This is a genomic window from Paenibacillus sp. MMO-58, assembly GCF_037146255.1.
GTDB lineage: Bacteria > Bacillota > Bacilli > Paenibacillales > Paenibacillaceae > Pristimantibacillus.
In genome coordinates, this window is the sequence record NZ_JBBCVY010000001.1 from 450,364 (window position 1) to 477,352 (window position 26,989).

The following is a 26,989-nucleotide window of genomic DNA, read 5'->3' on the forward strand; positions in this document are numbered from 1 at the left end:
TATCGAACATGTCCAAGCTTATCGTCACATCAGAGAGAGCAGCGGGTCCGGACGGCTCCGTCCTGTCCATTACGCCTGAATCGGCCGGATGGACCTATGTCGGTTTTGAAGTTCTGAAATTGCAGAAGGGCCAGACCGTCGAGAGACAAACGGAAGACAAGGAAGTATGCCTTGTTCTGCTGAGCGGGCTGGCGAACGTAAAGGCTGCCGGCAAGGAATGGAGCGAAATCGGCCGGCGGATGAGTGTTTTCGAGAAAATCCCGCCGTATTCGGTCTATGTCCCTAATGGTCAATCTTACGGAATCGAGGCTCTTACGGAATTGGAGGTTGCCGTCTGCTCCGCGCCTGGCCACGGAAACCATGAAGCGCGTTTGATCGCGCCTGAACAGGTAGGGACGGAAGTAAGGGGCTCCGGCAATATCGAACGTCTCGTCCAAAATATTTTGCCGGAGCAGGAGCCGGCCGACAGCCTGCTTGTGGTAGAAGTGTTTACGCCAAGCGGCCACTGGTCCAGCTATCCGCCTCACAAGCATGACCGGGACAATCTTCCGGAGGAATCGATTCTGGAGGAAACCTATTATTTCAAGGTAGATCCCGGGCAAGGTTACGCGATTCAGCGGGTCTATACGGATGAAAGGGATCTGGATGAGACGCTGGTCGTGAAGAACGGCGAGGCCGTGCTTGTTCCGCGAGGCTATCATCCGGTTGCGGCACCTCCCGGCTATGAAGTCTATTACCTGAATGTCATGGCGGGACCGCGCCGCGTATGGAAATTCCACAATGATCCCGATCATCAATGGATCTTGAACTCTACGGCCAAGTAAGCCCGGCAATTGGCGCTCCGAGCGGTTGCAACTGCTGATAGAAACACTCATAATAGGAAATCATGGGGATAGGTCATCTATCCCCCATCTTACTTTTCAGAGGGATTCGGCATGAAAGCAACCATATACGATGTGGCCAAAGAAGCAGGGGTCTCGATTGCCACTGTCTCCAATGCCATTAACGGAAAAGGCAATGTCAGCAAGAAAAGACGGGAACAAATCTTTAAAATTATGGAGCAGATGAATTACCAGCCTAACGTAAATGCTTCCGCCCTGATGGGGAAGAAGACCTATACGCTAGGATTGCTTATACCGGATATATCCAACCCGTTCTTCTCCGAGATTGCGCGGGCTATCGAGGATCAGGCGCATCAATTGGGGTATAGCGTGATCATGTGCAGCACGGACAATAAAGACGAGAGGGTGGAACGTTATATTGCGCTGCTGGAACAAAAGAACGTTGACGGTATCCTGATTGGAACCGGGGTAGACAACCTGGATATCCTGACCAACCTGCAGGCCAGAAAAATTCCGATTGTGATGATATCGCGTGAAGCGTCAGCTTTGGAAGTAGATACGGTTGTAGCCGACGACTATGTTGGCGGGTTGATGGCTGCGCAGCATTTGATTGAAATGGGTCATACCCGGATCGCCATCTTGTCCGAGCAATTGAAGGTAAGCAGCGCCCGGGAAAGGATCCGCGGCTTCAAGCAAGGGCTGCAGGACCGGCAGATTTCATTCGACGATCGCAATCTCGTCATCTGCGATTACATGGTTGAGGAAGGACGCCGCGGAGCCGGCGAGCTGCTGGGCCGCGGGGACCGTCCAACCGCGATATTCTGCTGTAACGACGTGCTTGCAATCGGGGCGATGCAGGAAGCGAGGAGTCTCGGGATCAAGGTGCCCGAGGAGCTGTCGATTGTAGGCTTTGACGATACAATCCTGGCGGCTGTCGTAGATCCGCCGCTTACTACGGTAGCACAGCCGATTGCCAGCATGGCGAAGCAGGCGTTCCAATTGATGATCTCCAATCTGGACGAAGCCGAGCCGGTCAAAAAAAGAATCGTGCTGCGGCCGGAAATCAATATCCGTCAATCGACGGCAAAAGCAAACAGCTGATGAGATGCCTCCTGTAAGCCGGGAGGCATTTTATGTTTGTTCCTAGCCGGATTGGATGGCTTAAGTTACGCAAAATTGGCTGGTTACAGAAGCATGCCCGGACTTTATGATGAGGTCACTAACATCATAAAGCAAAGGGTGGTACGCATTGAAGGAACTAATCTCCTTTATATTTCTGACGGCGGCGTTTATATCCGGTCCGTTTCTTATTGTATTATTCGGACGTATGGCTGTACACGGCGAGGAGCTTCTGGAAGCGGAGCAGAAGGCTCATTAAAATAAAAAGACGTATGCTTTGTGTCCGGAATGAGGACGCTGCATACGTCTTTTTTAATTTGACATCGTCGCTCTCAATGCTAGGGCAAATTTATCAATCCCCGTCACAATTTCGTCGACGGAAGAACGGGCATAGGATAATCGGACAAATCCCGGCTCTGTGCCGAACACGCTGCCCGGAATGAACAATACGCCATGTTTGATCCCGTTGTTAAGCAGGTGGTAATCTTTGATTTTTCGGTTGATTTTACACCAGAGATTTAATCCTCCTTGGGGCAAATGGAAGGAGACCTCGTTCCCAAGTTTCGTCTGCAGCGCCTCCGCCATCATGTCGCGACGCAGGCGAAGCGAGTCCCTCAGCCGTTCCAGATGCGGAGTAAGCGAAGCGGACTCGAGCAAATGCGCTGCTATCCATTGCGGGAACATGCTAAGGCCAAAATCCATCTGCTGCCGTGCATCCGACAGACGCTGGATAACCGTATGAGGCGCTGCCATCCAGCCGATCCGAAGGCCGGAAGCCGCTACCTTCGATAAGGAACCGATATATAAGACGCTTCCGTTCCGGTCTATAGCCTTGATAGGAGGAGGAGCGTTGTCATCGTAGGAGGTCAAGCTGAACGGATCATCCTCAACGATAGGTATTCCGAGCTGTTCACAGCAACTCAAGACCTCTTCTCTCCGCTGGGCGCTCATGACCATTCCGGTCGGATTCTGAAAGTTCGGATTGAGAAATACCATGCGGATCCGGTGCTGCTTGTATAGAGCCCGTATTTCCTCCGGATCAACTCCATCTTCATTGACCGTTAATCCAAACAAGCGGATACCCGCTGATTGGAACATAGGCAGGGAGTAGCAATACGACGGATTTTCGATCGCGATCGCATCACCCGGATTCAGCAGGCATTGCGTAATGAGATACAAGGATTGCTGAGAGCCCGAAGTAACCAGAATGGAGTCATCGGTGGATTGAATCCCGCGCTGCTCTTGAAGAAAGTCGGTTATTGCCGAGCGCAGCGGGACATAGCCTTGAGGATCTCCGTATCCGAGCGGCTCATGAAACGGCTGGTTCCGCATAATCGACGAGATCTCTTCGTTAGGCGACAGCTCTGGAGCTAATTCTCCGTTTGCGAAGTTAATAAACGGCTCTCCGCTTTGAACCGCTTCCCGAATCCTGCGCATGAATGGCAAATTAGGCAGGAACGAACCGCCTTCCACGTAACGGCTCCAATTCGGCGCGGGGTCCATTCCCCATAGATGCCCGCAGACGCGTGTGCCGCTCCCCGTCACGCTTTCGATCATTCCGGAAGCGCGAAGATTCTCGTAGGCTTGGACAATGGTGCTCCGGTTAACGCCCAATTGCTCGGCCAGCTTGCGTTCGGAAGGCAAGTGGCTGCCGGGAGGCAGCTCTCCTAACGAAATTCTTTGCTCCAGATAGTCCGCGATTTGTTGATACAGCGGTTTTTTATCATTTCTGTCCGGTCTCCACATGCTGTTCACCTCTTAATCACTACAATACTATACGGAAGAGCCATCCGTCTAAGTCCGAGGCAGTAACATTGATTTTGTCATGCCGATTAAAGTGTGCTAAAATTAGCACATATTATTGCGAAGGAGGAAACGTTCCGGCAGCTATGGCACAACTGAAACGGTTTGGATTTGGCGTTCAGGCGTTAATCGTATTGGCTTCCCAGACAGAGCTGCTGACAAGCAGCGAAATTGCAGAGCGGATTCATTGCGAGCCAACCGCTTTGCGCAAGATTCTGTCGCAGCTCGTGGAGGGCGGCATCATTGAAGTGAAGCAAGGGCGTACCGGCGGCTACCAGCTGGCGAAACGTCCGGAGCTCGTTACGCTCCGCGAGGTATATAAGACCGTGCATGAAGAGGAGCCTCCATGGGACCGCATGCTGGACACAACCGGAAATCATCATTTCGGCAAAAAAGTAAACGAGTCTTTCAAGCAAATCATGTCGGATATTTCCGATCAGGTTTATTTTGTGCTGGGTAACTATACGATATCCGATTTATTGGATTAGAAATAGTCGTTCATCCATTTTAGAGCAGCCTCTACAGAGGTTTTCTCATTCTAAATTGTGCAGAAATACGCACACATTCAAAGGGGAATTCTTTTATGAAAATCAAATGGTATGGCCAATCTTCTTTCTTGCTGACAACAGACGAAGGCACGCGGATCTTGATCGATCCTTACGGACGTCTCCTTGGCTACAGGATGCCCAAAAATATCGAGTCCGACATCGTTATCGTCACGCATGATCATAAAGACCATAACCAGATTCAAGTGGCTTCCGGCGAATATATGCTGGTTAATCAGCCAAGACCATACGGGAAAAAGGATGTATCCATCACAGGCATCCCGACCTTTCATGACAAAGTAGGCGGCAAGAAAAGAGGCCCGAATATCGTTTATGTGATTAAGGCAGGGGATTTGACGGTATGTCATAGCGGTGACCTGGGACATCTGCTGACGGCGGAGCAAATCGCGCAAATCGGGAAAATAGATATTCTGATGGTTCCGGCTGGCGGAAAGATGACCTTAAACGGTACGGATGCCGCTGCGGTTATGAACCAGCTCAATCCTGCCATTACGATTCCGATGCATTACCGGACTAAGGCGCTTGGACTGCCCGGCAAGCTTTTGTTCGATAAAGTGGAGAATTTTATCTCGGCAGCCGGCAAACCAAGCCGGGAAGTGAAGGAGCTTGACGTGAAAAAAGAATCGCTGAAGGATTATGCAGGCATCGTTACTTTCCTGTATGATTAACGAGTAAGGGAAGGAAGGATTGCAACGATGGGCAGGCAAGCAATATCGGAAGCAAACGGATTTAAATTTTTCATTACTCTCGTAACCGCCGTTGGCGGCGGGATCATTTTCTACCTTCTTAATACGCCGATACCGTGGCTGCTAGGGCCTATGATTGCAGTGTTAATCGCATCAAACGTATGGAAAGGCAAGTATAGATGGCCTCGCCAAATCCGCAATTCCGGCATGATGATTGTCGGGTATACCATCGGTCTGTCCATGACGGGAACGGCGCTCAAAGAGATGGGCGTACAGCTTCCGACGATGTGCCTGATGACCGTTATTTTGCTGCTATTATGCGGCGGAATTGCCTTTGTGGTGTCAAGGTTTTCGGATACGGACTTCGAGACCGCTTTGCTTGGCAGTATCCCCGGCGGTTTGTCGCAGGTACTGGCGCTTGCCGAGGAGACCAAAGGCGTAAATTTGACCGTTGTCACAATGACGCAGGTCGTTCGGCTAATGATTATTGTCATTGGGATTCCGTTACTTGTGTTTAGTCCGATCTTCGGACAAGTGCATGACGCGGCGGCTGCAGCCGTGCCGATCGCGGCCAAGCATGAAAACTGGGCAGCTCTATTCCCGAACATATTGATATTTGCGCCGGTATGCGCCATTTGTGCGATTGCGGGCAACCGGATCAAATTTCCGACCGCTTTTCTGCTTGGACCCGCGATTTCTACAGCTATTCTGCAAGGAATCGGGCTGCACGGGCCATCGCTTCCGTCTACGTTAATAAGCGCATCGCAGCTGATGATCGGCACGTATGTGGGGCTGCTGCTTAAGCCGGGCAAGCTCCAGCGGAAGGTAAGGACGTTTTCTTTTGCCATCGGAAGCGGTCTAGTGTTAATGCTTTGCGCATGGGGGCTTAGCGAGTTGATGACCTTGCTTCATCCGGTATCGCGGTCTACCGCTTTACTTAGTCTTGCGCCGGGCGGGATGGATCAGATGGGGATACTGGCCCATGAGATCAATGCGGATCTGTCGATGGTATCCGGTTATCAATTGTTCCGTACCTTCTTTATTTACTTTGCGGTATCGCCGCTGCTGCGACTGTTATTCCGGATCAAGCTGAAAAGCCCGCGCGCGGAGCAGCCGCACTAATCCGAAGTTGAAGGGAGAACGAAGCCGTTATGAAAATCATGGTTGCCGGAGCTGCCGGCGTTGTTGGACGTTTGCTGCTGCCTTTGCTGACCGAAGCGGGGCACGAGGTAATGGGAATGACCAGGAGCGCTTCCAAGGTGGAACAAATCGAGCAAGCAGGAGCATTTGCCGTTGTCGCCGATGTATACGACCGGGACAGACTGTTCGAATTACTTGCGGATTACCGTCCGGATATAGTGATTCATCAACTCACCGCTCTAAGCGAATGGAACCTGGCGGATAATGCGAGAATTCGCATAGAGGGGACCCGTAATCTGGTTGATGCAGCCTTGGGCGCTAAGGTGCCGCGAATGATTGTGCAGAGCATTTCTTGGGCTTACGAGCCTGGCGAATCGGTCGCAACCGAAAAGGACCGGCTGGATGAAGAAGCGCCGCTGCCGCGGAAAATTTCGGTTGACGGTGTCATTGCGATGGAGCGGGCAGCAGCGGAAATGCCGCATTCCGTTATTTTGCGGTATGGGGCTTTGTATGGACCAGGCACGTTTTATGATCATGAAAACGGGATGTTCGCCGGGCAGGTGAAGCTGGGCAATGTTCCGGCAACCGATGGCCGGACCTCGTTCCTTCATATCGAGGACGCAGCCCGCGCTGCCCTTCAGGCACTGGATTGGCCGGCTGGCCCCGTAAACATCGTGGATGATGTACCGGCGGAAGGGAAGGTCTGGCTGCCCTTATATGCCAAGTCGCTTGGCGCGCCGGAGTCGGTTATGCAGGATGGCATGAACCGGGGAGAGCGGGGGGCCTCGAACGAAAAGGCTAAACAGCAATACGGATGGACGCCTAAATACCCGTCTTGGCGGGATCAATTGTTAAGGACTTGAGACATTATGTATCAAGTCCTTAATTTTACAACACCAATATTCTAAAGTTCACCCCTCCTTCATTTGGAAATGAAAGCGTTATTATTTAGCTAGACCTGCCACCTAGACTTCCATCCAATAAGATTTGGGAGGTAAAGAGGCAATTATGAAGAAGATGAAGAAGGTGACAGCCGCCGTTTCCGCAATGGCGCTTGCCATCAGTCTTAACACCGTCTATCCCACAGTCACGCATGCTGCCATTCCAAGTTCCCCCGCTAACTCCACGATTTTTGGTCCTAATGTGTATGTGTTTGATCCAGCTATGTCTAAAGCCGATATTGAAAGCGTTACCAGTGCCGTATACGGCGAACAGGAAAGAAACGAATTTGGCGATGAACGGTATGCGCTGCTCTTCAAGCCGGGCACCTACAACGTCAATATGAACGTCGGCTTCAACACATCCGTAGCGGGTCTTGGACAGAATCCGGATGATGTTACGATAACGGGCGCTTTGAATGTCGATGCCAAATGGGATAACGGTAATGCGACCCGGAATTTCTGGCGCTCGATCGAGAACGTGAAGATCGCGCCAAGCGATCAGAACACGACCGTCAGGTATGCCGTTTCCCAGGCTGCTCCCATGCGCCGCGTGCATGTCGTCAGCAAAGACATGCATCTGTTTGATTTTACATCCTCCTGGGATGCCGGCTGGGCGAGCGGCGGATATTTGGCGGATTCCAAGATTGACGCCAATATTATTCCCGCATCGCAGCAGCAATGGTTCTCTCGCAACAGCGAATGGAACAGCTGGTCGAACGGCGTATGGAACATGGTGTTTGTCGGAGATAAAAACGCGCCTTCCGGCGAATTTCCCGACCCGCCTTATACCGTGATCGATAATACGCCGGTTGTCCGCGAAAAGCCATATGTATATATCGATAATCAAGGTCAATACCGGGTGTTTGTTCCTTCGCTTCAGAAGAATACGCAAGGTGTCAGCTGGGCGAACGGCCAGACGCCGGGCCAGTCAATCTCCATCGATGATTTCTATATCGCTAGGCCCGACACGGCAACATCGTCAGCTATCAACGCCGCTTTGGAAGATGGGAAAAACCTGTTCTTCACCCCTGGTATTTATCATCTAAGCGACACGATTCACGTAACCAACCCGGATACCGTTGTTTACGGCATCGGACTGCCGACGTTGATCCCGGATAACGGGCAGGACGTCATTGTCGTTGACGATGTAGACGGGGTTAATGTGTCCGGACTTGTCATTGAGGCAGGCGAAAAAACCTCATCGACCCTGTTAAAGGTAGGCGAGCAAGGCAGCACAGCTGATCATTCGGGCAATCCGATCTCGCTCTCCGATGTGTTCTTCCGCACCGGCGGCCATGTGAACGGCAGCAATGATACGGCCCTCGAAATTAACAGCAACGATGTTATCGGCGATCACTTCTGGATCTGGCGCGCCGACCACGGAGCCGGAGCAGCGTGGGCATCGAATGTCTCGAAGAACGGTCTAGTCGTTAATGGGGACGACGTTACCATCTACGGTCTATTTAACGAGCATCATAATGAATATCAGACAGTCTGGAACGGCAACGGCGGACGGTTATATTTCTATCAATCGGAGATTCCTTATGATGTTCCGGACCAACAATCCTGGATGAGCAATAACGGAACGGTTAACGGTTACGCCTCCTACAAAATCGGCGATCAGGTAACAAGCCATGAAGCTTGGGGGCTTGGCATTTATTCATATTTCCGGGATGCGGCGATCAAGCTGGAGAACGCGATTGAAGCGCCGGCTAATCCGGGCATCAAATTGCATAATCTGACGACGATTTGGCTGAACGGAACCGCAGGCAGCGAGATTACGCATATTGTCAACGGAAACGGCGGCAGCGTGACCTCCAGCAGCAACATGAGACAAACGATGAAATTGTTCGCGGGGGGCGACGCGGAAGCGCCAACCGCTCCAACAGGCTTGACCGCAACGCCGGTATCCAGCAGTCAAATTAACCTCGGCTGGACGGCTTCAACCGATAACGTTGGCGTTGAGGGCTATGAAATATACCGGAACAACACGCTGATCGGATCTACGATTGCTACCGCATACAACAGTACGGGATTAAAGGCATCTACCAGCTATACGTATAAAATCGTAGCAAAGGATGGCAGCGGCAACCGTTCGGCAGCCAGTAGCCCGGTTACAGCCGTTACGCCGGAAATATCCGGCGGCGCGCTTGACCGCACAGGCTGGACGGCGGAATCGTCGCCTTCCAGCGGAGATGCTCCGGCCAATATGTTTGATGGAGCAGGTACGCGCTGGAGCGCCGGTGTTCCGATGGCAAACGGCCAATACATTATTGTGGATATGAAAACGGCAGCGGATATCACGAAGATCGTAACGGAATCGAGCGGGTCCGACTATGCCAAGAGCTACGAAGTTTATGTATCGGCGGACGGCACGAATTGGGGAAGCAGCGTAGCCAGCGGCAATGGAGCAAGCGGCGCAACAACGATTAATATCACGGCAGCGGGCGTCCGCTATATCAAAATGGTTCAGACCGGTACATCCAGCAGCTGGTGGTCGATCAATGAATTTAACGTATATGGCGTGTATCGGAATACGCAGGTGGATACAACCGCGCCGGATACCATCATTGCTTCTTCCCCGGCAGTTGTATCGGGTGACAGTACCCCGTCTTTTACTTTCGGCAGCAATGAAGACGGCTCAACGTTTGAGTGCAGCTTGGATAACAATGGCGAGTATTACACAGCTTGTTCTTCGCCGATTACTTTTTCGAAGCTTGCGGACGGCTCTCATACGCTGTATGTCCGCGCGGTAGATATTTTTGGCAATACGGACGAAACGCCTGCCCAATATACTTGGGTGATCGATACGGTCAAGCCGGTTATCACGCTTAACGGCGACCCGGTTGTTCAATTGGAGAAAGGAACAGCCTACACCGATTCTGGAGCAGCTGCAGCAGATAACCATGACGGGGATTTGACCGGGCAGATAACGGTTACGGGATCGGTGGATACAACAACGGCAGGAGACTATACGGTTCAATATTCCGTATCTGATGCCGCCGGTAATGCCGCAGTTGCCGTAACCCGTACGGTCCACGTGCTGGAACCGGTTGTGTCGGAAGGACCTTCCGCTACGATTACCGGTGGGCCTAATGCCCTTACGAACAACAGCTCGGCTTCTTTCAGCTTTATAAGCAACCGGGAAAATGTGACCTTCGAATATAGCCTGGATAATTCGGATTGGGCAGCGACAGCTTCGCCTCTCGTATTATCGCAGCTTGCCGACGGGCCTCATACCGTGCAAATTCATGCCTTGAATGGCCAAGTAACAGGCGAAGCCGCATCCTATACCTGGACGATAGATACGGTGAAACCTGTTATTACGCTTAACGGCGATGCAGAAATTCAGATTGTGAGAGGCACTGCCTATCAAGATCAAGGGGCAACGGCAACGGACAGCCGACAAGGAAACCTAAATGCCGTCGTTACAACAGGCGATGTTGTAGACGTAAATACCGTTGGCGTTTATACGATTCTTTATAACGCAACCGATGATGCAGGCAATACCGCCGACGAAGTCAGCCGCACGGTACGGGTAGTAGCTCCGCCTCCGGTGACCAGCGGCCCATCGCTATCCAGCGATGCTAGTTTGAGAGCAATCAGCCTATCGGCAAAAGGGCTGGCCATTAGCTTGTCTCCTGCTTTCAGCCCGGCTACAACCGACTATACGGTTGAGACGGAAGCTGATCAATTGGATGTAAGCGCGGCTGTATCGGATTCCAAAGCAAGAATAGGGCTCAAAGTAAACGGCCAGGTTTCGGCATCGCAAAGCTCCGTTAATCTGACGCTTGGAGCTAACGTGTTGGAGTGGACGGTAGTAGCGGAGAACGGCAATACAAAAACGTATAAAGTGACCGTTACCCGCGTAGCAATTCCATCTCCGGTCTTTACGGATCTTCAGGGACATTGGGCGGAGGAACTGATCAAGCAGGCTGCAGAGAAAAAGATTGTTAACGGATATTCGGACCGTACGTTCCGTCCTGACAATACCGTAACGCGTGCCGAATTTGTCGTTATGCTCGTGAAGGCACTGCAGCTGCCGAGTTCAAGCAAGGAAGCGACGTTTACTGACGGAGCAAGCATTCAGGAATGGGCGGCAGATGCTATTGCAATCGCTGTAAATGCCGGTATTATTAACGGCTATGCCGACGGAACCTTCCGTCCGGACGCAGCTATTACCCGTGCAGAGATGGCGGTTATCATTGCGCGTATCCTTCAATTGCCGACAGCTTCTGCCGGGAGTACAGGATTTAATGATGATGAGGCTATCCCGGCATGGTCGAAAGAGGAGATAGAAGCGTTAAAGCAAGCAGGAATCCTTAACGGACGCGGAGGCAATCTGTTTGTGCCAAACGGAACGGCTACGCGTGCCGAAGCTGTTGTGCTGCTGCTCCGGCTTCTGGAGCAATAGCATCTAAAAAAACCACGCCAGCCGGCGTGGTTTTTAGTATTAATTCCCAAAATAAACATGGTATGCTGAACAGGTAGACTAATAGGATGATGGGATGTGAAAAGAATGGCCGAAGTTACAGCAGGTCGTAATCAGCTTACGTTTGATATTGTTATTCAGGCTGCACCAGAGGATGTATGGGCAGCGGTTGCCACCTCAGAAGGGGCTCAAGCAACTTTATTTGGCTGCACGATGCAATCCACCTTTGAGCCGGGAGCGCGAATCGAATACCGCGGGCAAGGGGCGGACGGAGACAACACGCTTCATGTTTACGGTTTTGTCCGCAGTTATGAACCCAATCATGAATTTGCTTATGAACAGCATGCCGCGCCGGCTTACGATCCTCATCATGAGACAAACTATTGCGATATGCACTTCCGTATTTTGCCTGAAGGAGAGGCAACGCGACTGATTTTTACCTGCGACTGGACGGCTGGAAATGCCGGATATGAGCATGCCAAGGCCACTTATCCCGAGTCCGATTATATGGATGGGATTAAGAAATTTGCGGAATCACGGTAATCGCCTTTTTTGAGGCAAGCATCGCTTAGAATCATTAAGCTGACCGCTTAACCGGATTTTTTGCTCGTTATCTTCGCAAGGCTAGACAGGTATGTCTAGCCTTGTTTGTTATGTCCAGGCTTGCTTATCCAGCCATGCTTGTCTCGGCTATGGTGTTAAGGGGAATTATTCCTTATCAAGAATGTGGTTAAGTGGTTCCCTGCATTGGTTGACGCCAAACTGCAACGTATGCTAATCTTGACTACGTTACTTATTTAGTAAATTAGTAAATAAGTATGAAGGAGATGATGAGCAAATGGAGAAACAACGCAAGCGCGAACTAGGGACAGCTTACGCCCAGACCTTCCGGAGAATGGGTGTTTATCAGATTCGGAATACGGAGAACGAGAAAGTTCTGGTACTAGGCACAATGGATTTGGATGGAGCAAAGAACCGGCTCGCCTTCATGCAGCAAACAAATATGAACACCGTATTTGAATTGCAGCAGGATTGGAACAAGTACGGGGGAAGCTGCTTTATTTTTGAAGAGCTGGATTCGATCAAGCCGCGCGAGGAGAATGTGACGGACCGTTCCGAGCTGAAAAAGTATCAGGCGGAAGTGGACGCTCTGCTCGAGCTTTGGATCGAGAAGCTTCAGCCTTATGATGAAAAAGGGTATAACCGCCGGCCTCGTGCGAATTAGATCGTAACAACTTTTCATTCCATAATATACAAAAACAACCCGCGACTTCCTTTGGAGGCTGCGGGTTGTTTTTGTATAACAGGCGAATAAAACAAGCAGCAAGGAAGCATACTAGCGGTGTATTTTTCACATTATTTCCAGTTTTCGTTTTGAATCAATTCTGCTTGCTGCTGCGGCGGTTCTTGGCATTTCTTCTAATCACGTACCAGACGATAACTGGAGAGAGAAAATTCAGAGCAAGCAGGGAACCGAAGATCAACCACAGGAACCATTCGGTATTTAGCATTTTCTGATAGATCCAGGAATGATAGAAATTCATAGGCCAGCTCCTAGTATGATATGTAAACCAATGTTTACCAGTTATTGTGATCGATTGCGGTTAAGCCTATACCACCTTAAGGGAAGAGGTGAGGGACTTTGTCCTCTATACAGGAATTGCTTAAAGGAACCTTCAAGCCATCCGTGAAGGAGAATGCGGCAGCGCTTGAACAGATACTGGGTAATAGCGTCGATGTTCAAAAGCGTGATTTTCTGCTATGCGGCAAAGCGGGCTCCCCGGGACTTCTTTGCTTTATGGACGGGCTTGCGGATACAACGCTTGTAGAGGCCATCGTCCGGGCGCTTGTCGTGACTGGCAGCCAATTAAACCGTGAACCGGCGGAGCTCGCAACGGCGGAATCTATCCGGACAAGCCTGTTGTTTAACGCAGCGGTAAAGGACTGCCCGAATGTGAGGGATGGCATTAACGGGATCCTCTCGGGCGATACGCTGGTGGTTGTGGAAGGTCTTGATCAGGCGCTGCTTGTGAGCACGAGGGGCTGGAAGGACCGCGGGGTAGAAGAGCCATCTTCGGAAAATAACGTACGCGGGCCGCGGGATGGCTTTATGGAAAGCATCCGCACGAATACGGCTCATGTACGCAGGCGGATTAAAGATCCGATGCTGCGTTTCGAATCGATGGTAATCGGTACCAGGTCGCAGACGGATGTGAACATCGCCTACATTTCCGATCTTGTCAAGGAAGGGCTGGTTGACGAGGTTAAAAGCCGCCTGAATCGGATAAAGATCGATTCCGTCATGGAGAGCGGGTATATCGAGGAGCTTATCGAGGATGCGCCTTTGTCCATGTTCAACACGGTACAAAGCACGGAACGGCCGGATAAGGTAGCTTCCGCGCTGCTTGAAGGCAGGGTGGCGATCTTTATCGACAACACGCCGGTTGTCCTGATCGTCCCGACCTTCTTCTGGCAGTACATCCAGGCACCGGATGATTACTACAACCGTTACTGGGTAGGAACCTTTTTCCGCATTGTAAGATATTTTGCGTTCCTGATCAGCCTCATGCTGCCTTCCGTATATGTGATGCTGGTTTCGTTCCATCACGAGATGATCCCAACCCAGCTTGCCTTGACGATTGCGTCCGGCCGGGAGGTTGTCCCGTTCCCGGTACTGCTCGAAGCGCTTATTATGGAGCTTGCTTTTGAGCTGATGCGTGAAGCGGGCTTAAGAATGCCCAAGCCGATTGGTCAAGCGGTCAGCATCGTAGGCTCGCTTATTATCGGTCAGGCTGCCGTACAGGCGGGTCTTGTGTCGCCGTTTATGGTTATTATTGTTGCGATAACGGGAATTGCCTCGTTTGCCATTCCAAGCTATTCCTCGTCGCTTGCGATTCGGATGTTCCGCTTCCCGCTTATGATCGCATCCGGATTTCTTGGCCTGCTTGGTTTTTCGACGATGTTTTTCGCGCTTCTGCTACATGCCTTATCCATTCGTTCGTTTGGCGAATCGTACTTGGCGCCGGCAAGCCCTTACCGTCCTACCGATCAACGGGATACGATGCTGAGACTTCCGTTGTGGATGCTGGATGAGCGTCCGGGATTTGCCCAGGATGTTGACCGCATGGGTGATAATCAGATGCCCGGATCCTCTTAGCAAAAAGGGTGATTAACGATGAGAAGGTTTCTTCTAAGTCTACTGGTTAGCTCCATCATACTGCTTGAAAGCTCTTGCGTGGGATTAAGGCAAATTAACGAGCTGGCGATTGTAACCGCCGTTGGCATTGATTCGGGCACAAAGCCGGGAAAGGTGAAGCTGTCCGCTCAAATTATCCGTCCCGCGGACGCGCGCGGTCAGACCGGTGCTCCTGCCGGCGGTACCGGGCAGCCGATTTATTCGATCTCGACGGAAGGAAATACCATTTTCGATGCCATCCGTAACTTGGGCCGCTTCTCGTCGCGCAGAGTCTACTGGGCTCATAATTTCTTGATTGTCATGAGCGAAAGTTACGCCCGGCAGGGAATTGGCGATATGGTTGATTTCTTTACGCGTAATCACGAGCTTCGAATGAATACATGGGTTGCTGTCACGTCCGACAAGCCGGATGAGTTGATCTCGACGATTACGGGGATTGAGGTTGTGCCAGGGGAGGCGGTAGACAAGCTTTTTCGCAACAATCAAATTGTCGGATTGGCGCCGGGCAGCAATATGATGAACCTGGAGGAGGCTTTGTTGAGTACTTCTGCCCAGCCGGTTGTCGCAAGATTGCAGCTGCAGCCTAGGGGGATCTCGAATAAAAAACCGGAAGAGCACGGCTCGCTCAAACAAGTGGAATTAGCCGGAGCAGCGGTATTCCGCGAGGATAAAATGATCGGTTGGCTGACGCCAAAGGAAGCACGCGCCACCTTGTTTTTCCTCGAGAAGCTGGAGAGCGGGATTGAGGTTATAGACTGTCCGAACGATGAGAACAGGCGGCTGACGCTGGAGTTCAAGAATGCTCGCATGACCGTGAAGCCGTTCTATGAGAATGAGACCCCGAGGTACCAGATCCGGCTGAGGTCGACCGCGGATATCGTGGAAAGCGGTTGTAATGTCCCTGTAGAACAACTGCGGGATCTGGCCGATACTCGTCTGGAGAAATTGATGAAGCAGCGGATACAGAATGTATTGGATAAAGCGCAGAGGCAATACCATTCCGACTTTCTAAAGCTGGGCGATATCTTTCGGAATAAATATCCACAGGAATGGAAGCGTGTAGGCAAGGACTGGAATCAAGTATTCGAGGGCGCTAAATTCGAAATTGAAACGTACGTGGATGTCAAATCGGCAGTCGTAAAAGCAGCAGGGGACGGGATCAAATGAAAACCTTCAGAATATCCAACGGGATGTTTATCGCGATGATCGTCAATCTCATATTTGTAAAAGCGATTGGCGTGACGCAGGGCGAGCTTGCCCGGGTGATCGGCCAGGATATGTGGATCGCTACGTTTATCGGGATGCTGCAAGGGATAGTCATCATGTATATCACCTATCTGGCCCTCAGGAAAACGCCTGACCGGGATTTTATTTCGCTGGGCGGAGCCGTGCTGGGAAAATGGTTCGCAGCTCTTGTCGCGCTGGTCATTTTCGTCTTTTACCTGGCTGCCTTTGGGCCGATTATGATTACTTACGTCTACCATCTGCAGGAATATTTTCTGCCGGAGGCACCTATTTCGCTGTTTATCATCGCATCGCTTCTGGTAGGAGCGCTTGGCTGCTATTACGGCCTTGAAGTTATTGCAAGGATTGCTTTGGTTGGGCTGCTGTTTATATTTTTCCTGAACGGGCTGATCATTATTGGCTCGACCCATGAGTTTGATATCCGCAATCTGCTTCCGGTGCTCGAAAGCGGTCTGCCGCAAACGGCGGCGGCAAGCCTGCACTTTGATGCGGATTGGGCCATGGCGACAATGCTTGCGGCCTTGATCTACCCCCATGTGAAGGATGTGAAGAAATACGGCGCCAAGCTGGGCATAATCGGGATTGTGACAAGCGGGTTAATCATTGTCATTTGGGCTATTCTGGAGGGCGCGGTGTTATCGGGAGAAGTTACGGCCCAATATACGCTTTCCTGTATGAAGCTGGCTCGTAATGCGCATATCGGCAATTTTTTGCAGCGCTACGAGATGATCATGATTGCCCTGTATTCCATCTCCGCCTTGTTCGAAGTGATGTTCTGCGTATACGCGACCTCGGTCTGCGCGAGCCGGATATTCGCATTAAAAAGCAATAAGCCGATGATTATACCGGTATGCTTCATCCTTGGCGCTTTTGGTTATTGGGTGGTGAACGATCATTTCTGGGCCCTCAAATACCTTGAGTTTTATTGGCCGAGAGTAGCGCTTCCGATTGCTTTTGGGCTGCCCGTTCTGCTGCTTCTCCTGAGGCTGATGTTCGGCAAAAAGCTTCAGAAAGCGAAGCATGCAACGTAGATAAGCTTGCTACTCTATCCTTGTTCGCCTACAATCGGGGGTAGGTACAATATTGCAGCTTGACGTGGGAAGAGGGGAACAGCCATGCAGACTTATACCGATCGGCAGTTTGAGAACGTTGATTTCAGCGGGGAAGATTTCAGGGAAGCCGAGCTGACGCGTTGCACGTTTATAAAATGCAAGTTTATCGGCGCTCGGTTGGAAGAAGCTATTACAACGGGCTGCAAGTTCGAGGAATGCGATTTCCATGGTGCCGCGATTAATGCTTCCGTACATACCGAGTCGGCGTTTACGAATTGCTTGTTTGAAGGAGCAAATCTGTTTGTCGCGAAGTTCACGGCTTGCAAAATGACCGGCTCCGACTTTACCCGTGCCGAGCTGAGCGGAATTACGATTGTTAAGGGCGATTGGTCCTATACGAATCTCAGGCACGTAAAGCTGGACAAGCAAAATCTGAGGGATATCCGCTTCGTGGAAGCGGATTTGATGGGAGCCTCGCTCGAGAAATCCGATCTTCGCAAATGCGATTTGTCGGGGGCAAACCTGACGCAAACGAACTTAAGCGGCGCGGACTTGCGGGGGGCCGAGCTGGAAGGCGTGCCTTGGAAGACGGTTAATCTAAAGGGAGCCCGAATGGATCCTATACAAGCGATTACGCTGCTCAGGTCGCTAGGCGCCAAGGTAGAGTGATGAAAGCGCATTAAAAATCTGCTAGGATAGAGTTATTAGCATTTATCCTTTCATCATACATAAGGGGAGAAGCGGAAATGGCGGAATCTGCGGGCATTACGAGCTTTCTTGAAACAGTGGATACCGAAACCGGCGAAAGGAACGTTCTGGCTTCATTCGATTATCTGCTTGAGGCACCGAACTGGACAAGCGACGGCAAGACTCTAATTTATAACAGCAAGGGCCGGATTTACAGCTTTAATATTGAACAGGGGACAAGCACGGAGATCCCGTCCTCCTTTGCCGTGCATTGCAATAACGACCACGTATTGTCACCGGATAATACCCGGCTTGCGGTCAGCCATCATACGAGAGAAGACGGACAATCCCGTATTTATACGTTCCCGTTGGAGGGAGGAGATCCCGTTCTTGTCACGCCATTGGGACCCAGCTATCTGCATGGCTGGTCGCCGGATGGCCGAACTCTCGCTTATTGCGCGGAGAGAAAAGGCCAGTACGATATCTATACGATACCGGCAATCGGCGGCGAAGAGACGCAGCTGACGAATACGCCGGGACTCGACGACGGTCCCGAATATTCGCCTGATGGCGGCTATATCTGGTTCAACTCCGTCAGAACGGGCCTTATGCAGGTCTGGCGAATGAAAGCCGATGGCAGCGAGCAGACTCAAATGACGTTTGACGAGAGCAACAGCTGGTTCCCCCATGTGTCGCCGGACGGCAAGCAGGTTGCTTATATCACCTACCGGAAGGGGGATGTGGCACCGGGAGATCATCCGGCTAACAAGCATGTGGAGATCCGTCTAATGGACAGCAATGGCGGAGAATACCGGACTCTTGTCCAGCTGTTTGGCGGACAAGGGACGATTAACGTCAATTCCTGGTCGCCTGACAGCCGAAAGCTTGCTTTTGTCAGCTATCGTTTGGAATCTTAAAATGACATTCTAAAAGCCGCTCTATTTTCGCCCTTTACTAGGAGGCGATAGAGCGGCTTTTTCCTGTCTCCCGCAAGTCCGTTACAGACAGGAATGCTTCATAAACTGGATAAAGGAACGGACATGGAAAGCCATAATATCGGCCTTCCGGAAAGCTAGGCAAATATGGCGCTGCTGCACGTTTCCCGGCAGCTCGCGAAGCACCAGCTCCTTCGCCTGCACCTCTCTTGTCACGCTTCGCCAAGGCAGCATGCCAATGCCAATCCCGTGCTTGACGGATTCCTTGATCGTCTCGATCGCCCCAAGCTCCATGATCACCGTCCATTCCAGGCCGTTATCCCTCGCCCATAGCTCGGACAGTTCTCTGGAGGTTGAGCCGTGTTCATGCAGAAGGAAGGATTCATTCTTTAAATCTTCGACTAAGATGGTTTCTTTGTGGGCAAGCGGATGATTATAAGGCAGTACCAGCTTCAAATCATCATCCGCCAGCGGAATAATCTCGAGATCGTCAAAGGGGCGGACGATTAACGATACAACCGCGACATCAATCTCGAATTCTCTCAGCAGATTGATAACCGTACCGGCCTGCTTCACCGTCATTTGGGGCATGACCTTGTCGTATTTAGCCTGAAAGGCAGCTAAATAGGGTGGGAGGAAATAGGTAGCCGGCGTATAGCTTGCCCCTATTTTCAGATGCCCCCGGCCCTGCTCCCGGTGCTCTTTCATCAGTTGGCTGGACTCATCCAATAACGCGCATATCCGCTTGGCATAGGGTAGAAGGGTTTGTCCCGCTTCCGTCAGCCTTAGCTGCCGGGGATGTTTATAGAACAGCTCAACGCCAAGCGATTCCTCGAGTTTTTTCAAATGAAAGCTGACCGTTGGCTGTTTAAGCTGTAGCTGTGCCGCAACCTCGGTTAAGGTAGACAGGCGTGCGGCATGGGCAAATACGCGAAGCTGCTGAATATTCATTTTGGGCTCATCTCCTTAACTCTTCTTGTCATACTATAGATAATTTCGATGAAGCTATCAATATGGATAGATGTTATTTAATATAACCTTATCATTCACTTAATCTTCCATTTACAATCCGTCGTTAATCTGAGAATGAAAGAAAAAAGACATTGGAGGGGTAAGAGAAATGGCAAACGGATATAAAATGAAGGGTCTTATGCTTGTCAGCGTCTTGGCGGCAACAGCAGCACTGTCGGCGTGCGGAAATAACGGCAATAACGAGGCTAATACGGCAGCAGCAGGCAACGGCGCAACGAATGCCTCCTCAACAACGGAAGCAAGCACGGAGCCATCAGCGGATGCAGCGGCTAGCCCGGCTGCGGCGGATGCAAGCAAGGATGAGCCTCTCGTTGTATATTTGAATGATTTCGACGATATCGTAAAACCAATGTTCGAAGAGAAGACAGGCTATAAGCTGGAGATCGTTTCCGGCAACGGAGCCGAGATCGCTTCGCGTATCGAAGCGGAAAAAGGCAACCCGCATTGGGATGTTGTATGGATGGACTCGATGCCAACCATCGACCAAATGGGTAAAAACGGACAGCTGCTCGATAACTGGACGCCAAGCAATCTGGATGGATTGACGGATTTCGCGAAGACCGTTGTCCCTGCGAACCATACTTACTTCCCTACGGGCGCGCATGCCGCATCCGTTATCGTCTATAACACACAAGCATTTGACGCAAACAGCGCTCCCAAAACATGGTATGACCTGCTTGACGCGAAATATAAAGGCTTAGTAGGCATGGCCGATCCGGCGGTAGCCGCGCCTGCTTATCCGTTCGTAGCGTGGTTCTTCCAATCCGAAGGCATGGAGCAAGGCAAAAGCTACTTCGAAGGTCTTCTGAAGAACGGCGTTCATGTGTATCCGAAGAACCCTAACGTCGCTAAAGCGCTGACCGACGGCGAGATCAAAGCGGCGGCTCTACAAGAAAGCAATGCGTATACGCTGAAAAATTCCGGCGAACCGGTTGATATTGTCTGGCCGGCAGAAGGCGCACCGGCATCGGTTCGCGTGGCAGCCATTCAAAAAGAGTCCAAGCATCAAGAAGCGGCAAAAGCATTCGTTGAATTCCTCCTAGATCCGGCAACCCAGCAGGCGCTTATCGATAAAGGCGACGAGAGCTATTTCGAGCCATCGGTAAAAGGCGTTAACGCAAAAGCCGACCGTGCGGCAGACGCGAAGCTGCTTGTAGCGGAAGCTGGCTGGGCGGGCGAGCATGAAGGCGAAATTAAACAATGGTTCGCGGATAACGCGGTGAAATAATGCTGCGACTTCGATCACAAGGAAACCGGACTGGCTGGCTCGTGCTGGCCGTCCTGTTTCTTCTTATTCTGCTGCCGCTTATTGCTGTCGTTATTCAGGTACTCCTGCCGGGAGTATTTTTCGGTCATTTCGAGCTTGGCGATTTATCGCTTTTGCTGGATGTATTCCGGCGGCCGCTATGGTATGTTTCCCTGAAAAATTCGGTCATTCTTGGCCTTGGAACCACGGTGCTGGCCACTATTATCGGTACGGCCATCGCGATGGCCAGATCGAACTGGGCTTTCCGCGGCGCCAAGCTGCTTGATTTTGCCGTATGGATTCTGATTATTACGCCATCCTTTATTTTGGCGCAGGGCTGGGTTATGTTTGCCTCCGCAGACGGACTCGCAGCCAAGTGGCTGGGCTGGCATAGCCTGCATTCGTTTATTTTTCAGCCAATCGGGCTTATTGTCGTCATGACGCTCAGCAAATTCCCGCTTGCTTATTTAACCGTCTATTCCGCGCTCGAGTGGAAGGTTGACCGGCTGAGCGAAGCTGCGCGATTGTCCGGCGGGTCCAGCTGGACGGTATGGCGTACCATTCAAGCGCCGCTCCTGCTTCCGGCCATCTGTTCCGGAGCCATGCTTGTCTTTATGGATACGGTAGGCGACTTTGGTCTTCCGGCGTCCATAGCGACCATTTTCCGTTTTCCAACCTTGCCTTATTCGATTTATTCCGCATTGTACACGTCGCCGATCCGGTTCGATATGGCAGGGGCGTTATCGTTCTATCTCGTGCTGCTCATTGCCCTGGCGATGAGTGTTCAGCTGTATGCCATGCGCAAGTCGCGTTATGATTTCCTGTCTTCGAGAGCAACGCGCTCAGAACCGAAGAAACCGCGTAAGGGCTGGATTTATCTCGTTATTGGCAATATCGTGTTTCTTGCCGTCGTCATCGGTATTCCGTTTGGCTCCAATCTGCTGATGTCTATTTCGGGCAGCTCGACCGCCGGTAAAGGGCGCGAGTTGACGTTCGAACATTATAAAGCTTTATTTGCCGGTAATAACCGCACGTTGCTGGAAGGTCTTGTCCATTCGCTGGAGATTGCGGCCGTAGCAGCCGTTATTGGATTGTTTGTAGGATTCCTTGTCGCGTATGTATTGACGTATTCGCAGTTCAAGCTGCGCAAAACCATTGACGTTATCTCTCTTGTATCGCTTGCCGTACCCGGAATCGTACTTGGGATCGGGTATATCTTCATCTGGAATCAAGCATGGCTCGAGAAGATAGGACTTCTGCTGTACGGAACGCCTTGGATTCTGATTCTGGCTAGCGTAGCCGGCGTGATTCCGGTAATTACGCGCGTAGTGGTCGGGGCGATGGCGAAGGTACCGAGACAGCTATTGTCCGCAGCGCAGATGCAAGGCGCGTCGTTCAGCCAGAGGGTTACCACGATTCTGATGCCGTTAATAAAAGGGGCTCTCCTCTATGCGGGTCTTGCCGCGTTTGGAGCAAGCGTTTTTGATCTGGCGATCTCGTCCATTTTGTATCCGCCTAACTTTATGACGCTTCCGGTTGTCATTAACAAAGCATTCGAGGATCTCAAGTTTGGTTATGCGGCAGCAGCAACGCTGACCGGCGGGGGGATTGTCATCGCGATCATTGCCGTTATGGAAATGCTTATTAAACCTTCAAGAAAGCGGGTAAAATCATGACGAATACGATACTGGAAGTCGAACGGCTGGGCAAATCATTCGGTTCCCATACCGCGCTGCGGGATATCCATTTCTCGGTAAAGCAAGGGGAGATTATCAGCGTGCTTGGACCGTCCGGCTGCGGCAAATCCACGCTGCTCCAGCTGATTGCCGGTCTTCAGCAGCCGGACGAAGGCGAGATCCGTCTGCGCGGCGCAACGGTTGCGTCGGTAACCCGGCTGGTTCCGCCGGAGAAACGCGGCATCAACATGGTATTCCAAGATTACGCGTTATGGCCGCATATGACGATCTATGACAATATCGCTTACGGTCTCCGAAGGCAAAAGGCAGCGGCGGCTGCAATCCGCGAACAAATCGCGGAGCTTGTAGCACTCCTGCACCTGGAAGGGCTTGAGGATAGACTTCCGCCGCAATTATCCGGCGGACAACAACAGCGGGTAGCTATCGCGCGTGCGCTGGCAACGAAACCGGATCTGTTGCTGCTTGACGAGCCGCTCTCCAATCTGGATATGCGGCTCCGCATCGAGATGCGCTCGGAGATGGCTTATTTGTTCCGTCAGCTGGGCACAACCGTATTCCATGTTACGCATGATCCCGATGAAGCCTTTGCCATGGCCGATCGTCTTATGATTATGCGGGCTGGCGCCGTTGACCAGATTGACCGGCCGCAAATTTGCTATGACCGTCCGGCAACCCTATCCGCAGCTATGCTGCTTGGAGCGGGCAATCGCTTAAAGAGCAAGCTGGTGCGGGAAGGGGAGCATACAACCGTAAGGATTGCGGGACAAGAAATTATGGGCACGTCACCTGGCTCTCCGGAGGTTCAAGGAACCGAGCTGGTTGATCTGCTGTTCCGCCCGGATTCCGCCGAGTGGCAGTCCGTGCCAACGGCTGCGGCGAACCAGCTGCCTGTACACGTGCTGCATAGCGTATTCGAAGGGAAACGATGGCGCGTGCTTGCAAAGACATCCGACGGACAGCCGATCTCCTTCCTGCATGATGAATACCTGGATGCGGGAGAGGAAGGCAACCTGCATATTCATGCTTCCGACGCGTTTGTGTACCCGCAGCAATCGGCATAAAGGCATTGCGGCAAAAGAATTTTCCGCCGTAAAGTGGTGCTCGATGCTGCACTAACACGAAATAGTGAGTATCTCCGCCTAATGCTGCCCGAGGGTTGTATTGGTATGGAAAAGGGGTGTCCCATTGTCATGTTCATGACATATGGGACACCCCCTTTTGTTAACACCACAAGTGCGGGTTAGAAGAAATAGTGCGGGTTGGGCTGCTGGAGATAGCCGAAGGCTTGCGGGTAATGCTGTTGCTGCTGCGGATAAGGCTGAGGTCCAATGGGACCATATGAGCCATAGTTCTGCGGTTCATTGAGATAGGGCAAATAGGGCGGTTGAGCTTCCGGCTCGCGTACCATTTGCTGTGGCTGGCAATTAGCCGGGGGGCCAATGACTGTAGTATCCGTAATCGGTGCCAGCGTGTCTTTGACCATTTGCTCGTTCAGGCAGTAAGTATGGGCTAGAACGCCAGGCGGCGTCAGGCGGAGCATATCAGAATAACCGATAAACTCCGGCACCGGTGCGTCAAAGATCGCAAGCAGATGGGTGTTATCCACCGTTGCGATTTCGTAATGCGGCCAGCCTTGTGGCACGTTGGCGACTTGACCGGGCTGTATCGGAAAGTTCAGCAGCTTTTTCGTAAACGGGTTAATAATCGATACAACGGCCGAACCGGATATACAATAGACCAGCTCGGTAGCGTTCTGATGAATATGCGGCTCTACCACATTCGAACGGCTGAGATAAATATCGAGCAAGGAAACATTGCCAAGCGTATTTAACTGTTCAATCGACAAGGTATTGATGAAGTTGCGGTTGTCTTTCTTGAACGTTGTGTTTGTGTTCACGTCGTACCAGAACTGCACATTAGGGGAAGTGAAATCCATATAGGATACCGCCACTAGCTCTCCGCCTTTCCAGACTCTAGACTAATGGGATATCCTATGCATTCGTCCGGAACGGCGTTCGCCTATTTCAAATAGGACTTGCCCGGGTTCTTCACGACCGGCCACTTCTCCTTGCGAAGCGCGTTCAGAAGCTCGGGGCCAACATGCAGATTATCTCTAATCAGATCCCTTGGCGTAAGCGCCATCCATTGGTTGAGGGATACGTCCATAAACCGGTCGCTCTTGAACATCTCCAGAAACCATAAGGACTCATCGCCGGTATTCTGAATGTAATGCCCATAAGCAAACGGCACGTATCCGACATCCCCCGCCCTGTAATCAAACGTTCTTGCGGCACCGTTCCCGGCAAAGACGGTCATCCGTCCTTGTCCGGTCAAATAATATTGCCATTCATCATTGTTTGGATGCCAATGCAGCTCCCGCATAGCGCCGGGCTTGATCTCGACAAGCGCTGCGGCAATCGTTTTGGCGGCATGAAAGTTGGTGGAGTCGGCAATCCGCACCGTACCGCCGGGCGTTACGATAGGCGTCTGGGCAAGAAGGCGGTATTTGAAGCTATGAGGTACCGTGCCATAAGGCGAGTGCACCTGCTGGCTTTCGATGGAGCCGGGTACTTCATCCTGGAAAATATAAAGCTGATCCGTCGGGATCGAATCAAAGGCCGATTCCGGTACGCCAAAGTTGGCGCATAATACGTCTTTTGGCGTATGGGCGAACCAGTCGGAGATCGACAGCGTATTCAGGTCCGAAAATTTGCCATCGTCAAAAACAAGCAGAAACTCGCAGCCATGCTCAAGCCCTTGTATGGAATGAGGCAGTCCTGCCGGAAAAAACCATAAGTCGCCTGCTTCAACATCCGCGATGAAATTGCGTCCGTCCTGGTCGACGGATGTGATTCTCGCGCTTCCCCATATCATGTAAGCCCACTCGGATTGCTGATGCCAATGCAGCTCGCGGACGCCGCCGGGCGTCAAATACATGTTTACGCCGGCAAGCGTTGTGGCAATCGGCATCTCGCGCTGCGTAATCTCGCGGGACCAGCCACCCTGATTGAGCTGCATATGCGTATCGGAGAACGAGAATTTCAGATTCGGCACCAGTCCGTTATCGGTTATCGGAGGACGAAGCATATCGGGATTTTCCAAATCCCTCATCATGTCCCGCGGACCTAAGTCAGGGCCTCCCGCGCAATCGATAGGCCGGTAAGGCTGAGGAATGGCAAACGGTTCGCTTTTCTCGCTCTTCGCCTCAGGAGATACGTTGGATTCAGCAGGTTCGTTATTGGAAGCATGTGCATTTTGACTGCCGGCGTTGGAGTCGTTCATTCCTTTCCCTCCTAAAATAAGCTCTTCAAGCATGCTTATGACGGAAGGGTTGGTTATTATGAGGCAGGCTGGCAGAAAAAAAGCCGGGCAATCTGCCCGGCTGTCATGCGTTTTTTAGAAATCGGCTGGTCCCATTTTGCCATCCTGGAAGTCAACAAAAGCTTGAAATACTTCCTGACGGCTGTTCATGACAAATGGTCCTTGTTGGAAGACCGGCTCATCGATTGGTTCACCGCTTAGAACAATCACAAGCGTATCGTCGGTCTGACCTTCAATCCGAATCGTTCCTGCCGTATTGGAAAAGAGGACAAAATCTCCTTCGGCGGCTTTTCGCTCTCCATTAATGAGGGCACTGCCTTTAAGCACCATCGCCGCAGTATTATACGACGCCGGGAGTTCGAAGCTTGCTTGACCGCCCGCTTTAAAAGAGATGTCAAACAGATTAACCGGCGTAAAGGTTTGAGCAGGACCGGTTACGCCATTGAAGCTGCCCGCGATGACGCGAACCGTACCGCCGCCGTCAGGAAGCTCCGAATACCCCATATCCGCTTTGAGCAGCTCCTGATATTTCGGCGCATGCATTTTGTGCGCGCGGGGGAGGTTGACCCACAGCTGAATGACATGGAACAGTCCGCCGCGCCGGGAGAAGCCTTTCTCATGATATTCTTTGTGCAGCAGACCGGAGCCCGCCGTCATCCATTGCACGTCGCCGGGACCGATAATCCCGTGATGACCTTTGTTGTCATGGTGCTCGACGTAACCGTCGTATGCGATGGTAACCGTCTCGAATCCGCGGTGCGGATGGGCGCCAACGCCTTTCACCTCATTGCTTGGCGGGAACACAAACGGTGCATTGTAATCCATCAGAATAAAGGGACTAAAGCGCTCGCCGAAGTTCGTGCCGCCAGGGAAATAATTCGATACCCGGAAGCCGTCGCCAACCATATGGACTGGAGCCCCTTGATATACGCCTTCTACTGCCCGGAATGTTGTTGTCATGATCGAAGCAACTCCTTCTATGTGAATTTTTTCGATGAATAATTATCTTAATTTAAAGATATTGTACTATAAAAAAGTAAGTATGTAAA

24 protein-coding genes are annotated in these 26,989 nt (G+C 51.6%); 18 read left to right on the top strand and 6 right to left on the bottom strand.

Translation table 11 applies throughout. The annotated features are described in order from the left end of the window. Positions 1-8 precede the first annotated feature (8 nt). The 3 genes from iolB to WFJ73_RS01895 all read left to right on the top strand — a co-directional run bounded on the left by iolB (position 9) and on the right by WFJ73_RS01895 (position 2,220). The gene (gene iolB, locus WFJ73_RS01885) at positions 9-824 is read left to right on the top strand and encodes a 5-deoxy-glucuronate isomerase (RefSeq protein ID WP_336771367.1); all 816 of its coding nucleotides are present in this window, start codon (positions 9-11) and stop codon (positions 822-824) included. A 111-nt stretch (positions 825-935) separates the two neighbouring features. Beyond that, a complete protein-coding gene (locus WFJ73_RS01890; RefSeq protein WP_336771369.1) occupies positions 936-1,943 on the top strand; it encodes a LacI family DNA-binding transcriptional regulator in 1,008 nt (335 codons plus the stop codon). Positions 1,944-2,091: 148 nt separating this feature from the next. Then, positions 2,092-2,220 (top strand): hypothetical protein, encoded by a 129-nt coding sequence (locus WFJ73_RS01895; protein WP_265525124.1) that lies wholly within the window; start codon positions 2,092-2,094, stop codon positions 2,218-2,220. Positions 2,221-2,273: 53 nt separating this feature from the next. On the opposite strand, the gene pdxR is transcribed toward WFJ73_RS01895, so the two are convergent. Further along, positions 2,274-3,707 carry a MocR-like pyridoxine biosynthesis transcription factor PdxR gene (gene pdxR, locus WFJ73_RS01900; protein WP_336771375.1) on the bottom strand — a complete coding sequence of 478 codons (1,434 nt, stop codon included), beginning with the start codon at positions 3,705-3,707 and terminating at the stop codon, positions 2,274-2,276. A 143-nt stretch (positions 3,708-3,850) separates the two neighbouring features. Here pdxR and WFJ73_RS01905 point away from each other — a divergent pair, with 143 nt between their 5' ends. From WFJ73_RS01905 to WFJ73_RS01935, 7 genes are all read left to right on the top strand, one after another. Continuing rightward, the gene (locus tag WFJ73_RS01905) at positions 3,851-4,252 is read left to right on the top strand and encodes an Rrf2 family transcriptional regulator (RefSeq protein WP_336771377.1); all 402 of its coding nucleotides are present in this window, start codon (positions 3,851-3,853) and stop codon (positions 4,250-4,252) included. Between the two features lie 95 nt (positions 4,253-4,347). Next, positions 4,348-4,998 carry an MBL fold metallo-hydrolase gene (locus WFJ73_RS01910; RefSeq protein WP_336771379.1) on the top strand — a complete coding sequence of 217 codons (651 nt, stop codon included), beginning with the start codon at positions 4,348-4,350 and terminating at the stop codon, positions 4,996-4,998. Positions 4,999-5,025: 27 nt separating this feature from the next. After that, positions 5,026-6,138, top strand: a complete 1,113-nt coding sequence (locus tag WFJ73_RS01915) for an AbrB family transcriptional regulator (RefSeq protein ID WP_336771381.1) — start codon at positions 5,026-5,028, stop codon at positions 6,136-6,138. Positions 6,139-6,167: 29 nt separating this feature from the next. Further along, complete coding sequence (locus WFJ73_RS01920) at positions 6,168-7,019, top strand: NAD-dependent epimerase/dehydratase family protein (RefSeq protein ID WP_336771383.1); 852 nt, start codon at positions 6,168-6,170, stop codon at positions 7,017-7,019. A gap of 145 nt (positions 7,020-7,164) precedes the next feature. Beyond that, positions 7,165-11,511 (top strand): S-layer homology domain-containing protein, encoded by a 4,347-nt coding sequence (locus WFJ73_RS01925; RefSeq protein WP_336771385.1) that lies wholly within the window; start codon positions 7,165-7,167, stop codon positions 11,509-11,511. A gap of 105 nt (positions 11,512-11,616) precedes the next feature. Further along, on the top strand, positions 11,617-12,072 hold the full coding sequence (locus tag WFJ73_RS01930; RefSeq protein ID WP_336771387.1) for an SRPBCC domain-containing protein: 456 nt from the start codon (positions 11,617-11,619) through the stop codon (positions 12,070-12,072). A 295-nt stretch (positions 12,073-12,367) separates the two neighbouring features. Beyond that, entirely contained in the window at positions 12,368-12,754 is a 387-nt protein-coding gene (locus WFJ73_RS01935) for a GIY-YIG nuclease family protein (RefSeq protein ID WP_336771389.1), read from the top strand. Between the two features lie 154 nt (positions 12,755-12,908). Here the strand turns inward: WFJ73_RS01935 and WFJ73_RS01940 are convergent, their stop codons facing one another. Continuing rightward, on the bottom strand, positions 12,909-13,073 hold the full coding sequence (locus WFJ73_RS01940; RefSeq protein ID WP_164775418.1) for a hypothetical protein: 165 nt from the start codon (positions 13,071-13,073) through the stop codon (positions 12,909-12,911). 98 nt (positions 13,074-13,171) lie between these two features. Between WFJ73_RS01940 and WFJ73_RS01945 the strand changes: the two genes are divergently transcribed. The 5 genes from WFJ73_RS01945 (at position 13,172) to WFJ73_RS01965 (ending at position 18,626) form a co-directional block, all read left to right on the top strand. Next, positions 13,172-14,686, top strand: a complete 1,515-nt coding sequence (locus WFJ73_RS01945) for a spore germination protein (RefSeq protein ID WP_336771392.1) — start codon at positions 13,172-13,174, stop codon at positions 14,684-14,686. A gap of 18 nt (positions 14,687-14,704) precedes the next feature. Continuing rightward, positions 14,705-15,892 (top strand): Ger(x)C family spore germination protein, encoded by a 1,188-nt coding sequence (locus WFJ73_RS01950; protein ID WP_336771393.1) that lies wholly within the window; start codon positions 14,705-14,707, stop codon positions 15,890-15,892. Beyond that, the gene (locus WFJ73_RS01955; RefSeq protein WP_336771395.1) at positions 15,889-17,001 is read left to right on the top strand and encodes a GerAB/ArcD/ProY family transporter; all 1,113 of its coding nucleotides are present in this window, start codon (positions 15,889-15,891) and stop codon (positions 16,999-17,001) included. Before WFJ73_RS01950 ends, WFJ73_RS01955 begins: the two co-directional genes overlap by 4 nt. An 84-nt stretch (positions 17,002-17,085) precedes the next feature. Further along, a complete protein-coding gene (locus WFJ73_RS01960) occupies positions 17,086-17,691 on the top strand; it encodes a pentapeptide repeat-containing protein (RefSeq protein WP_336771396.1) in 606 nt (201 codons plus the stop codon). 77 nt (positions 17,692-17,768) lie between these two features. Continuing rightward, entirely contained in the window at positions 17,769-18,626 is an 858-nt protein-coding gene (locus WFJ73_RS01965; protein WP_336771398.1) for a TolB family protein, read from the top strand. A gap of 81 nt (positions 18,627-18,707) precedes the next feature. Here the strand turns inward: WFJ73_RS01965 and WFJ73_RS01970 are convergent, their stop codons facing one another. Continuing rightward, positions 18,708-19,595, bottom strand: coding sequence for a LysR family transcriptional regulator (locus tag WFJ73_RS01970; RefSeq protein WP_336771400.1), 888 nt, complete (start codon positions 19,593-19,595; stop codon positions 18,708-18,710). 169 nt (positions 19,596-19,764) lie between these two features. On the opposite strand from WFJ73_RS01970, the gene WFJ73_RS01975 reads away from it, so the two are divergent. From WFJ73_RS01975 to WFJ73_RS01985, 3 genes are read left to right on the top strand one after another with little or no spacing between them, the layout of a single operon-like run. Further along, positions 19,765-20,904 (top strand): ABC transporter substrate-binding protein, encoded by a 1,140-nt coding sequence (locus WFJ73_RS01975; protein WP_336771402.1) that lies wholly within the window; start codon positions 19,765-19,767, stop codon positions 20,902-20,904. Then, the gene (locus tag WFJ73_RS01980; protein ID WP_336771404.1) at positions 20,904-22,598 is read left to right on the top strand and encodes an ABC transporter permease; all 1,695 of its coding nucleotides are present in this window, start codon (positions 20,904-20,906) and stop codon (positions 22,596-22,598) included. Before WFJ73_RS01975 ends, WFJ73_RS01980 begins: the two co-directional genes overlap by 1 nt. Continuing rightward, the gene (locus WFJ73_RS01985; RefSeq protein WP_336771406.1) at positions 22,595-23,680 is read left to right on the top strand and encodes an ABC transporter ATP-binding protein; all 1,086 of its coding nucleotides are present in this window, start codon (positions 22,595-22,597) and stop codon (positions 23,678-23,680) included. The genes WFJ73_RS01980 and WFJ73_RS01985 overlap by 4 nt, the downstream gene beginning before the upstream one ends. Before the next feature lie 179 nt (positions 23,681-23,859). Here the strand turns inward: WFJ73_RS01985 and WFJ73_RS01990 are convergent, their stop codons facing one another. From WFJ73_RS01990 to WFJ73_RS02000, 3 genes are all read right to left on the bottom strand, one after another. Continuing rightward, positions 23,860-24,570 carry a cupin domain-containing protein gene (locus WFJ73_RS01990; RefSeq protein WP_336771408.1) on the bottom strand — a complete coding sequence of 237 codons (711 nt, stop codon included), beginning with the start codon at positions 24,568-24,570 and terminating at the stop codon, positions 23,860-23,862. A 68-nt stretch (positions 24,571-24,638) separates the two neighbouring features. After that, positions 24,639-25,901 carry an oxalate decarboxylase family bicupin gene (locus WFJ73_RS01995; protein ID WP_336771410.1) on the bottom strand — a complete coding sequence of 421 codons (1,263 nt, stop codon included), beginning with the start codon at positions 25,899-25,901 and terminating at the stop codon, positions 24,639-24,641. A 114-nt stretch (positions 25,902-26,015) separates the two neighbouring features. Next, a complete protein-coding gene (locus WFJ73_RS02000) occupies positions 26,016-26,900 on the bottom strand; it encodes a pirin family protein (RefSeq protein ID WP_336771412.1) in 885 nt (294 codons plus the stop codon). Between the last annotated feature and the right edge of the window lie 89 nt (positions 26,901-26,989).